Genomic DNA, 13202 nt, shown 5'->3' on the forward strand with positions numbered 1-13202 from the left:
AAAAGGAGAATAGACACATGCACGACCTCATCATCATAGGCGGCGGCCCTGCGGGGCTTACCGCGGGCATATACGCAAAAAGAGCCATGCTCGACGTCATCCTAATCGAGCGCGAGCTCGTCGGCGGACAGATCGCGCTTAGCGACGTTATAGAGAACTACCCCGGGTACGCCTCCATAAGCGGCATGGAGCTAATGGCGAAGTTCGAGGAACAGGCAAAGGCCCAGGGACTTGAGATAAAATTCGCAGAGGTATCTTCGATAAAGCTCGACGGGAAGGTAAAGGTGCTCTCGACCTCGGAAGGCGAAATGAGAACAAAGGCAGTGATACTGGCAACAGGGGCAAAGCCAAAGAGAATCGGGGTTCCCGGAGAAAACGAGCTCATAGGCAAGGGAGTTTCGTACTGCGCTACCTGCGACGGCCCGTTCTTTAAAAAGCAGAAGGTCACGGTAATCGGCGGCGGAGATACGGCCGTAAAAGAAGCAGTGTACTTATCGAAGATAGCTTCGCACGTGGACCTCATACACAGAAGGGATTCGCTTAGAGCCGAGAAGGTGCTTCAGGAAAAGGCCTTCAAGACAGCGAACATCAAGATCCACTGGAACTCCATACTCAAAGAGATAAAGGGCACGAGCAAGGTCGATGCCGTTATAGTCGAGAACGTAAAGGACTCATCCAAGACAGAGATACCTACCGACGGCGTGTTTGTCTTTGTCGGCATAAACCCGGCAACCGGCTTTGTTGACCTTAAAAAAGACGCCTCGGGCTTCATCATAACGAACCAGAACATGGAAACATCGGTAGAGGGCATATACGCTGCCGGGGATTGCAGGAATACGCCGCTGCTGCAAGTTGCAACGGCGGTTGGTGACGGCGCGATAGCGGCGTTCATTGCCGAAAAATACATCGAAGACTTCGAATAGGGCGCGGGGCATGAAAAGAAAAGCCCCAAAAAGACCTCTCATCATATCGCTTGGCGGAAACGCCCTTATCCAAAGGAATGAACGCGGGACAATCGAAGAACAATTCAGGAACGCACAAAAGGCGGCAAAGGCAGCGATAGAGCTCATCACGCCCTCCACTCCCGTTATAATAACCCACGGGAACGGCCCAATCGTCGGCAATCTTCTCATACGAAGCGAGGCAGCCAAGCAAGAGGTTCCCGAAGACCCTCTATACATGTGCGACGCTGACAGCGAAGGAGCTGTGGGCTTTATCCTGCAGCAGGCCCTTCATAACGCCCTTGGAAAAGCCGGTTACAAAAGACAGGCTGCCGCAATAGTAACCCAGGTCGTAGTGGATAAGAACGACAGGGCATTCAAAAACCCCACAAAGCCCGTTGGCCCCTACTATTCGAAAAAAGAAGCAGCGCTGCTTACTAAAACAAGAAAATACGTCATGAAAGAGGACAGCGGCCGCGGCTACAGGCGCGTTGTTGCCTCCCCCCGCCCTATCAGGGTAATAGAGGCTGATATAATAAAACGCCTCTCTCTTACCGGCACTATCGTCATAGCCGCTGGCGGCGGAGGCGTGCCTGTTGTCGAAGGTAAAGATAAAACGCTTCGTGGCATAGACGCTGTAATAGACAAAGACCTTGCAACAGTGTGCCTTGCAAAGGAGCTTGGAAGCCAAACGCTTATAATACTCACGGCAATCGAGAACGCTTACGTTAACTTCACTACGCCGAGCCGTAAAGCGCTTGGAAAAATAACGGCCTCTGAGGCAAAGCGATATCTTAAGGCAGGAGAGTTCGCCCCCGGTTCCATGGGGCCAAAGATAGAAGCTGCAATAGAGTTCATCGAGAACGGCGGGAAAAAAGTCATCATAACAACGCCTGAAAAAGCAGCCCTTGCGCTAAAGGGCCGGGCCGGGACAATCATCACGCCTTAGGGCACGTCTATCTCAAGACCGTCGTAGGCAAAATGAACGCCCTGCGGCAGCTTCGGCGAATCAGTTACATAATCCAAATTATGACCAAGGTGCGTAAGGTAGACCTCCCCTGCCCCGACCTGGCCTGCGGCCTCGATTGCCTCGTCTATGGAGAAGTGGCTCGGATGAGGCTTCTGTCTTAGTGCGCCGAGGATAAGAACGTTTACTCCCTTTAGAAGCCCGAGCGCTTCTTTCGGTATGCCGCTGCAATCGGTAATATACGCAAGAGCGCCAACACGAAACCCGAGTATGCGGCCATAACCGTGCTCTATCTCAACGGGCGTTACCTCGAAGTCAAAGAGGTTGAACTTCCCTTTTATCTCGTGGAGCGTAAGCTCGGGCTTCCAGCCGTCTCCCTCGCTCCTTTCGAATATATAGGAAAACTTCTCGCGTATCTTCGAGATGGTCTTCAAATCCGAATAACACGGAATGGAGGCTCCCATGGCCATGTTAAAGGACCGAAGATCGTCTATGCCGTGTAAGTGGTCGGCGTGCTCGTGGGTGTAGAGGACCGCGTCTATGCGCCTTAGATTATTTACGAGCGCCTGCGCCCTTAGATCCGTGGACGTATCGATTAAGATATTCCTGCCGTTTACCGACAAAAGCGCGGATGCCCGTGTGCGCTTGTTTTTTGGCTCAGTGGACACACACACCGCGCAGCCGCATCCTATAAGGGGCACGCCGGTTGACGTGCCGCATCCGAGTATAAGGGCTTTCATGGTTTGGAAAGGCATTAGAACGCGCCGCAAGGCTTGCGGCCCGCCCTACTCTTCGCTGTATTCGCCGACTACAGGCAGCTCCATTACGGCCTCTTCGCCGTGCGGGGCATCGTCTAAGTAATCGGTCAAATCGCCGCCGGCCGGGTGCTCGAAGTGCATGCCGTCGATGAAGAGCGGGCTCGCGGTGGCATCATATACCTTACCCTTGAAGGCGAAGTATATGGGCTTGCCTGGCTCGCTGCCGTCGTACTTCTTTAGTTCCGCTGCGTTGAATTTTTTCATATCAGACAATATAAAACGGCGCGGGCATAAAAGTCAATACCAACGCGAGCACGGCGCCAACTGACGCTGCCCATGACCTCGTATCGAGCATAACGGTGTCGTCCATTACCGGCGGATGCCGCATGCCTATTGCCGTTATGATAACGCCCCAAAATGCCCACCCGGGCCACGTATAAGACGTAAGCGGCGAATAAAAATACAGCAGGCCAAAAATTATGAATGCAATAGAGAGAGCCCTGGATATTACGCCGTGCGCCCTGCCCGCTGACGCATAGAGGATGTGGCCGCCGTCAAGCTGCCCCACGGGAATAAGGTTAAGGCACGTTATGAAGAACCCTATCCACCCGGCAAAGGCAACGCTTCCCACATACACGCCTTGGCCGTGTGGCAACGTTCCGAGCACAGCGTACTTTATGGCCTTATATATGAGCGGTTCGCCAAGGAGCACGTACCCGGAGCTGTCGAAGAGAAGAAGCGAATGCCCTGCGGCAGATTCCGGCACGTAGGTAACACGGGAGAGAGCGAGCCCGACGGCGGTAACGATGACCGCAACAAAGAGCCCGGCAAACGGCCCTGCCGCGCCTATCCAGACAAGGGAACGCCGCGTGGGCATGGGGCTTTTCAAGCGGATTACCGCGCCAAAGGTGCCGATAAGCGGCGGCAGCGGAGGCCCAGGGATAAAATACGGAAGCGTTGAAACTACACCCTCTCTCCTTGCGGCAAGATAATGCGCGAACTCGTGGGAACCGAGTATTAAAAGAAGGGAGAGCGAGAACGGCACTCCCTTTACTATATCCGAAGGGTTATTATAGGGGTCTGCTCCCTCGAAGTACGCCCCGGAGAGAACCGTCGTAATGGCGGTTATTATAAGGAGCGCCAAGGGCGCGTACCTTGAGCCGAAAACCTTGAAAACGATTTTTTTAAGAAACCTAAAAACGAACATTCGCCTTCCAAACGCCCGGTGCAGCCAAGCGATTCCTTTGCTTTTTACGCCGCCCAAGCGTATAATATAATATTAACAGATTTCACGCTGATTGGGAGAAATACATGGCAAAGGCAATAGCGCTTTTATCAGGCGGGCTCGATTCGAGCCTCGCGGTAAAAATGATGGTCGAGCAGGGTGTCGAGGTCCATGCCCTTAACTTCACGAGCTCGTTTTGCACCTGTAATGCAGGCAGAAAGACCAAGGCAGCCGAGGGCGCCGGGTGCTCAAACGGCGCAAGGGCGCTCGCAGCGGAGCTTGGCATACCGATAAAGACGATGGTCAAGGGGCTCGAATACATGGAAGTAGTGCGCAGCCCCAGGTACGGCTACGGCAAGGGCATAAACCCGTGCATAGACTGCCGCATCTACATGTTCAAGGCGGCAAAGGAATATATGCTGGAGATCGGCGCCGACTTCATCATCACGGGCGAGGTCATAGGACAAAGGCCCATGAGCCAGAGACGCGACGCCTTTAGAACAGTTGAAAGAGAGAGCGGGCTCGAGGGGCTAATCCTTCGCCCGCTTTGCGCAAAGCACCTTGACGAAACGATACCGGAAAAAACCGGGCTCATCGACAGGAATACGCTAATGGACATATCGGGCAGAGGAAGAAAGCCGCAGATGGAGCTTGCCGAGGAGCTAAACATCACCGACTACCCGTGCCCTTCCGGAGGCTGCCTTCTTACCGACAAGATATTCTCCAAAAAGGTAAAAGACCTCCTCGACCACTCCCCAACACTTACTATAAAGGATTTGCAAACACTCAAGGTAGGCCGACACTTCAGAATAGGCGGGGCAAAGATTGTAATAAGCAAGAACGAGATGGAAAACACGAGCCTTAAGGGCCTTCTTCAGCCAGGCCACACGCTGATAGAGCCGTTTGGATTTCCAGGCCCTGTTGCAATAGTGTGCGAAGACGAGCCAAACGGCGCGGTGGAAACTGCCGCAAGGCTGCTATTTAAATACGCGCCAAAGGCGCCTCAAACAGGCTGCCGCGTGACCGTTACAAGGAACGGCGAAATAACGGAAATGGAAGTAACCTCTCCGCTTGGCGAAGTAGCTGCCAAAGAGGCCCTCGTATGTTAGAAGCGCTGAAAACAAGCGAGGCAGATATTACGCTCGACAAAAAATTCGAACACCTGAAAAACATCTTAAAGGACATGAGCTCCGTGCTCGTTGCCTTCTCAGGAGGCGTGGATTCAACATTTCTTCTAAAGGCGGCCGCCATGACGCTTGGAGCAAAGGCAGCTGCGCTCACGGCAACCTCGCCCACTTATCTTGAAAGCGAGCTTGCGGAAGCCAAGGCCCTGGCCGCAAGCTTTGGCGTAAAGCACTTTATCGTTGACTCCAACGAACTTCTTATCGAGAACTTCGCCGAGAACCCTGTTAACCGTTGCTACTACTGCAAGACCGAGCTCTTTTCCATCTGTAAGGACATGGCCGGAAAAAACGGCATGGCCTTTGTTGCAGACGGAACGAACATGGACGACCTTGGAGACGTTCGTCCCGGAAGACAGGCAGCCGGGGAAAAAGGCGTCAGGAGCCCGCTTGTCGAGGCCGTGCTCTCAAAAACCGAGATACGCGAGCTAAGCAGACGGCTCGGGCTCCCCACATGGGACAAGCCAAGCCTCGCGTGCCTTTCTTCGAGGTTTCCGTACGGAACGAAAATCACCGAAGAGAGGCTCGATGTGATAAAGGCAGCGGAAGGGTTCCTTAAGAGCCTTGGGTTAATAGAGCTTCGCGTGCGCTTTCACGGAGATACGGCAAGGATAGAAACGAATCCGGACGGCATGGGGCTGCTTACCGGCAGCGACAAAACCAGGCTGGCTGCCGTTGAAAAACTTAAATCCCTCGGGTTTACCTACGTGACAATCGATTTACAGGGCTACAGAACAGGCTCCATGAACGAACCACTGAAGGTAAAAAACGCCAAACCCTAAAGCATCTTTCTCTTCCTTGCCTCTTCTATCCATGGCCTTACGTGTTTTGCTATGAGCAGCGCCGTAAACTGCGAGTCCCTGTTAAGAAGCTCAAACACCTCGGTGGGCTTTGCGGACTCGAACCCCTTGAATGTTATCTCCCCTGCCTTCCTAAATACTTCGATTATCTCTGCCCTGTCGCGGCTCTCGCAGGATATCCAGAACTCGAGTGTTTTATAGGGAATAAAGAAGTTGTCCCTTATGTCGCTATGGAGGTCAAGCGGCGACATGACGCGCTGAAAAAAGAACTTTTTTCCTTTCATCTCGGAGACGTAGGCCATCATGGCGTCCTTGCTTAGCGCCTGCCCTTTGTTGTAGATATCTGTTTTTTCCTCAAGAAGCCTAAGCGCCGAGACCTGCGCGCCGCCGGCAAGGGCTATAAGGTCGCTGTAACACTCCCTTGCGATAAGGGTAGCCATGTCCTTACAGACCGTCTGGTCGCGCTTCTCGCGCATTATGCCTATGCCCTGCTCTATCTCGGGCGGTATCTTTAACGTATACAGGGTGTCTATGTAGATATCGAACGGGTAAACGAACTCCGGGCGCATGCGCTTTTTTCTCTCCTTCTCGAGCAGTATCTCTATCTTTGCCCGAACCGCCGAATTCCTGCCGGTGCCTCTCGATGCCTCATTTATCTTTTCGCTGATTGCCACACTTACGGTCTGCGAAAGCCCCTGTCTTGGCGGTATGGTCATGGTCTCGGCCTTTGCGCCAAATGTTATGAACACCCCTGCCTGCATCTCGACAAGGAGCGCCTTCTCGAGGGCCTCCCTGTACATCTCGCCAATATTTGCCTGCTCGAGATCGAGCCTGGCAATGGCCTCGCCTGCTGTAGTATCACCGGCCTTGAGCTTTGCCGAAAGTTCGTTTCTACGCGCGGCTATGGCCTGCATCTTGGCCTCGTAGTTCTTGTGTATGTCCTTCATCTGAAGGAGCGAGCCCTTTGCCTCCGGAAGCTTTTTCTCTATTCTTTCCTTGTAGAGCCAGAGCACCCTGTGTATGTCCGAGGCAAGAGATACGAGCTGCGATACAGGCCCCGAGAATATGGCGGCGTCGCCGGGAAGGCTGTTTAGCCGTATACCCGAGTCTACCTCCCTTAGCCCCGCGCCCTGGTTGTACCGAAACGCGGCATCGAGGATGGGCGTGTAGAAGTTCTCCTTCATGTACTCGGCCATGGCTATTTCCTTTATGGCGCGGGTCTTGGTTGTAAAGTCCTTCATATCGACAAAGAGCTGGCCCTCGAACTCGAAGGTCATCGGCGCGAGTATGGAGCGAAGGTCCTTTGAGAAACGGTATATCCTGCCCTTTTTATATTCCTCTATGAGCATGGCATCGGCGTAGCCGGAGGCGCGCCTGTCTTCCATGTGAAGGCGCATGGCCTCTACGAGCTTATGCACCTTCTCGTCTATCCAGTACGCGAAAAACCTCTCTGCGGTATCAAGTGCGGCGGCATCGGCATCCACACCGCTGCCCTTTTTCGAGGAAAGCAGCCATCCGAAGGCCCCCGAAGATTTCGAGAACGGCACGAGCGCTGCCGTAAGCTTATCGAGCGCGGCTGCGCGCTTTACGTCCTTCAAATACGTGTTCTTTATCTGCGCGGCAACTGCGACGAGCTTATCCGAGCCGCCCTCCATGACTGCCTTCAAGCCCCTGTCGTCGACACACGCCTCCCTTAGGGCCTTATGCGAGGCATCTCCGGCGATGTCGAACTCGAGTAGATACGCATAGAACGAGTCCCTTAGCGCATTTATATCCGCAAGGCTCTTTGCCAGAGCGCCAAGTTCCTTGTCCTTTTTTATTATATCGGCTATGGTCCTAACAGTTGACGCCGCATCGGCCTCGCCTTCGTATGAGCCGAGGTTTGCCGCAATGGACGCGGTAATGGCGTCGTTTAGGCCGTAGGGGTTTACAACGGAGGCAAGCGTATTGCCCTGGATAGCCACAAAGGCCTTTGGCACGACAGCGCCTTTTATAACCGCCTCGTAGAACGGGTTATAGTAATGCGCGTTATGTTCCCTGACCTTATCAAAAAGCGCCCACACCGCGCCGCGCGTTGCTCCGTACAGGGCGAAACCAACGGCAATATCCAGGCGGTCGTAGGAGATACCCTTGATTCTCGCATCCTTGAGCTTATCCTTATATTTCCGTATGCCGTTTATTATGGCAAGGAGCGCCAGATACGACGTCACCTCGCCGATATCGACGGTGGACTCGTCCTTCATGGCCTTGTCGAGCACCACCGCTATCCAGTCTATATACTTTTTACCGGAGCCTTCCTTTGAAAACCATACGGCGAGCATGTCGGAATCGACAAGAGGGGTGAAACAAGGCATCTTGGACGAAATGGCGCTCTCAACAGAATTCGCGAGGAGAAAGCCGCCTTTGAGAGTTTCCTGCATTAGAGGCCGCTTTTGCTGCACTGCCGACTGCGCTGCGCCCGGGATCCCGGCATCATCGAAAGTTATGGAAGCACCGGCAGCCTCTGGCCTTACGGCCTCGTGCCGCCTCTTTATCAGAGAAACAAGCTCCTGCACCGCGGCCTCGACGATGCCCTCGTCATCGGCGCCAAGGTGATAGGGAATCTTCAACTCCGCGACATGCTCGCCGTGGCGAAACCTTATAGTGCCGGGATCGAGTATCCAGAACCTGCCGTGCACGAAATCGTCCTTGCTTCTGGCAAGAGTATCGTATACGGTTTGGCGTTCTTTGATATATATATCGGCCATTAGCCTAAAGAATACAACAATAAGAAAGAAGAATCAAGATGTTATCCTGGCCGAGCAAACAGGGGTTTACTATTCCAGCAGCGCGCTTTTTGTGCTACCATACGGCTATGGACCTGGTAACAACGCACACGAACGCGGACTTCGACACCCTTGCCTCCATGATAGCCGCAAGGCGGCTCTACCCGGGCGCGATATTGTCATTTCCGGGAACACTCGAGCGCGGGCTTAAGGAGGCGATAACGGCCCTTAAGCTCGAAAATGCGTTCACCCCTGCCGAGTCCGTTGATGATCGTAAGGTAACGCGCCTGGTGCTCGTTGACATAAGCCGGTCATCGAGGATCGGGCGGTTCAAGGAACTTCTCGGCAAAGAAAAAGTCGAAGTGCACGTCTACGACCACCATCCGAAAAGGGACTCCGACATAAAGGCTACGAAGGAGGTCTTCAAGGACTACGGCTCAACGACGACGATACTCGCCCTCATGCTGAAAGAAAAAAACATCGCCATATCCGAAAACGAGGCAACGGCCATGATGGCCGGCATATACGAGGACACCGGAGGCCTTACGTTCATATCCGTAAGACCAGAGGACTTCGAGGCCGCGGCGTGGCTTCTCAAATCCGGCGCTGACATAAAGACCGCTTCGTCCATAATCAAGCGCGAGCTCACGCCAAAGGAGGCCTCGGCGCTCTCGGAGCTTATAAAAAACAGCGCACGGTATTCCTACGGCAGCACTGGCGTCATACTTGCCTCCGTCTCATCCGACTCGGGCGACATCGACGCGGCGCTCCTTGCCCACCGCCTGATGGACATAGAAAAGCCCGGGGCCCTTATCGTGCTTGCCGAGACACCGGGCAGAGTGCACGCCGTGATACGCAGTTCAACGCCCGGGTTCGACGCCTCCAAAGCGGCAAAGATGCTTGGCGGCGGCGGGCATCCGGAGGCTGCGTTCGCGTCCATCAAGGACAAGACCATCACCGAGGCACGAGAGATGGCGACTGCGGCAATCGAAAAGTGCGCCGCCGAAAACACGCGCGCCCGCGACATCATGAGCGCTCCGGCCATAACCGTCGAGGCAGGCGAAAGCATCGAAAAGGCCTCGGCCCTCATGACCAGATACAACGTGAACGCGCTGCCTGTCGTTGAAAAAGGCCGCCTCACGGGCGTAATAACGCGGCAGATCGCCGACAAGTCCGCCCATCACGGGCTTAAAAATGCGCCTGTATCGGAGTTCATGACCATAGACGCCGTATTTGTAAATGCCGGTGCGCACGCCTCTGAAATAAGAGAAAGATCCCTTGGACGAGACCAGAGGATACTGCCGGTTATCGATAACGGAAAGGTCGCGGGCGTCATCACGAGAACGGACCTTATAAAGCTCCTCCATAAAGAAGGCTACGGCAACGACACTGCCGCAAGAGAGAGAAACGCGGCCTCCCTTGTAAAGGAGTCGCTTCCGGACTGGGCAACCAGGCTTCTAAGCACCGCCGGCGAGGTCGCTGCCAAAGAAGGTTTTTACGCGTACGCCGTCGGCGGGTTCGTAAGAGACCTCATCCTTAGAAGAAAGAACCTGGACATCGACCTTGTCGTCGAGGGCGACGGCATAAAGTTCTCTAACGCGCTCGCGAAGGAGCTTGGCGGAGCGAAGGTAACAACGCACGAACGCTTCAAGACAGCGGTCATTGAGCTTGAGAGCGGCTTTAAGCTCGACATAGCAACGGCAAGGCTCGAATACTATGAAAAGCCGGGAGCGCTGCCGACGGTCGAGCACTCGTCACTTAAGCTCGACCTCTACAGGCGCGACTTCACCATAAACACGCTCGCCCTCGCCTTGAGCCCCGGCGAGTTCGGGAGCCTGATTGACTTCTTCGGCGCAGAGACCGATCTAAGGGACGGCGTTATCCGGGTCATGCACAATTTAAGCTTCATAGAAGACCCCACAAGGGCCATGCGCGCAATCAGGTTCTCCGAGCGCTTCGGATTTCAAATAGCTGCCAACACGCTAAGGCTCCTTAAGAATTCCGTGAGACAGGGCGTGCTCACAAAGACATCTGGCTCGCGCGTAATGGACGAAATAATAAACGCGCTCGAGGAAGACAGGTCTCTCGAAATAATAAGGCGCTTTAGCGAGCTCGGCATACTAAGGCTCATACATACATCCATGGACTGGAACGAGCGCATGGAAAAGCTCTTCCAGCGCTCAATTGAGGCAGCTACCTGGCATAAGCTTCTCTACAGGGGCGAGAAAACAGAACCCTGGCTAACACTCTTTTTAGCGCTCACGGACACCATAAAGCAGGAAGCGCTCGTAAAACTTGCCCAGAGGCTTTCCCTTGGCGGCAGACAACGGATCGAGATACTAAAGAAACGAAACGCTGCGCTTAAGGCGCTAAAGGCCGTAGAGGCGGCAAAAAAGACGGGGCTCAAGGCAAGCCGCGTCTATAAGATACTAAAGCCGCTAAAGACCGAACTTGTGCTCTATATAATGGCAAGGACAGAGGACGAAGCGGTAAGGCGCGCCATTTCAGGGCACATAACGGCTATGGACTCGGCAAGGCCCCGCCTTGGCGGACAAGAACTTAAAAAACTCGGGGTAAAGGAAGGCCCTGCCATGGGCCGCCTCCTTACCGAACTTCTCTATAAAAACCTCGACGGCGAATTGAAAAACACCGAGGACGAGGTCGAGTTTGCAAGACGCTTCATCGAAGGGTAGGACAAAACAATGCCGAAAAAAACAACGGTTACCGAAAAAAAAGCGCACACCGGCGTATTAGGGAACGCCCTTTGCCTTGCGGCCCTTACGCTTGCGCTACTGTCCGCATCCGGGTGCGCGGCTACACTTCCAAACGTTGCCCCCAACACGCAAAACCCGTACCGCACCATAGCGCTTCTTCCTATATACAACGCGACGGCGGACGTAGGGGCGCCGAAGATGATCCGGGCAAAGGTATTTACCCTGCTCGACGCAAGGCACTACGACGTCATGGCCCTTGGCGACACAGATAAGATACTCTCCGACAGGCTTGGCATAACGCTTGGCACGCAGGCCGAGCTTGCCGCGCTCGAAGCTTTCTCGCGTGAGCTTGGAGCCGACGCAATCCTCTACGGCTACCTCCTCGACTTTGACTCCGTAACGGTCGGGGTGTATAATGTGAAGAAGGTCAAAATGGCCTTCAAGCTCGTTGATTTGAAGACCGGCGCTGTCATCTGGACAAATGCCGCGGGGGTAAAGGCCTATACCGGGCCCATAGGCGGGCTCGGAAACGACCCATCGGAACTCATATCTCTTGAGAAAAACATCCCCGGCGTCGTTGGCATAAGGAACTTAAGTTCATGGAAGGTCTCGCACTCGTTTAAGGAAGCAAGACAGGAGGATCTGGCAGTAGGCGCAGCATTTTCGCTAATCGAAATGCTCGGGACAAAGATAATCGGCAAACACCTCGTAATAGAAACAAACGACGTTCTATCGTCCGTATTCAGGGATTTCCCGGCAGGCCCGGGCAAGCTCCCTAAGGAACAACCGGCCAGAGAGCCCGAGAAACAGGATAAAGAAAACAAACCCAAGGAGGTCTCGCATGACTAAGTCTGGAAAATCACCGTTTCTTCTGTTTATAATCGCCGCCCTGCTCCTCGCCGTAACGGCCGGATGCGGCCCCAAGATGAAGGGCCAGGTAAAGGACGACCTGACCGTGACCGGGCAGACGGAAGAACTCAAAGAAGAGGGCCTGAAATACAGCGGCCCCGAGTACACGGTCGCGATAATAACATTCGAAAACAAAACCCCAAGCAAGGTGCTTGGCGTTGGCGAGGCCGCAACGGACATTTTACGGACAATCGTCAAGCAGGCCGGGCTCGAGCCAATAGTGCTTACCGAGGCGGAACTTGGCGCGCAGGCAACGCTCGTTGACCTCGAAAAAAGGGGCGCAATAAAAAAAGGCGCCAAGGACACGGAAGCTGGCTTTAGCTCCATAGACTTTAGGATCTCGGGCTCTGTCACTGCGTTTTCGCAGGTAGAGGAAGAGTTCGACGTGCTGATTGGAAAATCCAAGAGTGACGTTGCAAGGGTCCAGGTCGACTACGCGCTCGTGGACGTCTCGACCGGACAAAGCCTTGTAGCTGAATCCGGGGCCGGCGAGTACAAGAAAAAAGTTACGCGCATCCTGGGGGTTGGCGGAAAGACGAGCTACGACACGGGACTTAGGGACGGCGCTCTAAGGGACGCCCTCTCGAAGGCCATGACGAAGATGATAGAGAAACTAAACTCCATGCCGTTTCAGGGCAAGGTGCTGGCGGTAGAGGACGGCGACGTGGTGATACGCGCAGGCACAAAGAGCCGTTTAAAGGAAGGCGACGTGCTCGGTGTGTACTCAACCGGCAAGGACCTCGTCGACCCGGACACCGGCAGGGTCATCGGAAAGATGGAGAAAAAAATCGGCGAGATAACGATTACCTCGCATCAGAGCGAAAAAATCTCGCACGCAAGCGTTAAGTCGGGGCTCGGGTTCAAGCCCGGCGACGTTGTAAAGGCCGTAAAGTAAACCATATGCCAGACCCCCCCCCCCCCCCCCCCCGCCAGGGGCCCGGG

Annotated in this window: 11 protein-coding genes; 7 read left to right on the forward strand and 4 right to left on the reverse strand. The window is 54.3% G+C overall.

All coding sequences use genetic code 11. The features are described from left to right. The first annotated feature begins 17 nt into the window (after positions 1 to 17). Positions 18 to 923, forward strand: coding sequence for a thioredoxin-disulfide reductase (gene trxB, locus OEV59_07955; GenBank protein MDH4227661.1), 906 nt, complete (start codon positions 18 to 20; stop codon positions 921 to 923). 10 nt (positions 924 to 933) lie between these two features. Beyond that, a complete protein-coding gene (gene arcC / locus OEV59_07960) occupies positions 934 to 1890 on the forward strand; it encodes a carbamate kinase (protein ID MDH4227662.1) in 957 nt (318 codons plus the stop codon). On the opposite strand, the gene OEV59_07965 is transcribed toward arcC, so the two are convergent. The 3 genes from OEV59_07965 to OEV59_07975 are packed head-to-tail and all read right to left on the reverse strand — an operon-like array spanning position 1887 to position 3873. Continuing rightward, a complete protein-coding gene (locus OEV59_07965; protein ID MDH4227663.1) occupies positions 1887 to 2648 on the reverse strand; it encodes a GPMC system MBL fold metallohydrolase in 762 nt (253 codons plus the stop codon). The two genes, arcC and OEV59_07965, sit on opposite strands and share 4 nt — an antisense overlap. A 45-nt stretch (positions 2649 to 2693) precedes the next feature. Further along, positions 2694 to 2930 carry a cytochrome B5 gene (locus tag OEV59_07970; protein ID MDH4227664.1) on the reverse strand — a complete coding sequence of 79 codons (237 nt, stop codon included), beginning with the start codon at positions 2928 to 2930 and terminating at the stop codon, positions 2694 to 2696. 1 nt (position 2931) lies between these two features. Further along, on the reverse strand, positions 2932 to 3873 hold the full coding sequence (locus OEV59_07975) for a site-2 protease family protein (protein MDH4227665.1): 942 nt from the start codon (positions 3871 to 3873) through the stop codon (positions 2932 to 2934). A gap of 104 nt (positions 3874 to 3977) precedes the next feature. On the opposite strand from OEV59_07975, the gene OEV59_07980 reads away from it, so the two are divergent. After that, entirely contained in the window at positions 3978 to 5000 is a 1023-nt protein-coding gene (locus OEV59_07980; GenBank protein MDH4227666.1) for a hypothetical protein, read from the forward strand. Beyond that, entirely contained in the window at positions 4994 to 5854 is an 861-nt protein-coding gene (gene larE, locus OEV59_07985; protein MDH4227667.1) for an ATP-dependent sacrificial sulfur transferase LarE, read from the forward strand. Before OEV59_07980 ends, larE begins: the two co-directional genes overlap by 7 nt. On the opposite strand, the gene OEV59_07990 is transcribed toward larE, so the two are convergent. Beyond that, entirely contained in the window at positions 5851 to 8619 is a 2769-nt protein-coding gene (locus OEV59_07990) for a hypothetical protein (GenBank protein MDH4227668.1), read from the reverse strand. The genes larE and OEV59_07990 overlap by 4 nt on opposite strands. Positions 8620 to 8726: 107 nt before the next feature. On the opposite strand from OEV59_07990, the gene OEV59_07995 reads away from it, so the two are divergent. From OEV59_07995 to OEV59_08005, 3 genes are read left to right on the forward strand one after another with little or no spacing between them, the layout of a single operon-like run. Beyond that, complete coding sequence (locus OEV59_07995) at positions 8727 to 11330, forward strand: CBS domain-containing protein (protein MDH4227669.1); 2604 nt, start codon at positions 8727 to 8729, stop codon at positions 11328 to 11330. A gap of 9 nt (positions 11331 to 11339) precedes the next feature. Continuing rightward, a complete protein-coding gene (locus tag OEV59_08000) occupies positions 11340 to 12200 on the forward strand; it encodes a DUF799 domain-containing protein (protein ID MDH4227670.1) in 861 nt (286 codons plus the stop codon). After that, the gene (locus OEV59_08005) at positions 12193 to 13155 is read left to right on the forward strand and encodes a hypothetical protein (GenBank protein ID MDH4227671.1); all 963 of its coding nucleotides are present in this window, start codon (positions 12193 to 12195) and stop codon (positions 13153 to 13155) included. Before OEV59_08000 ends, OEV59_08005 begins: the two co-directional genes overlap by 8 nt. The last annotated feature ends 47 nt before the right edge of the window (positions 13156 to 13202 follow it).

Source organism: Deltaproteobacteria bacterium, assembly GCA_029858205.1.
Lineage (GTDB): Bacteria > Desulfobacterota > GWC2-55-46 > GWC2-55-46 > DRQE01 > JAOUFM01.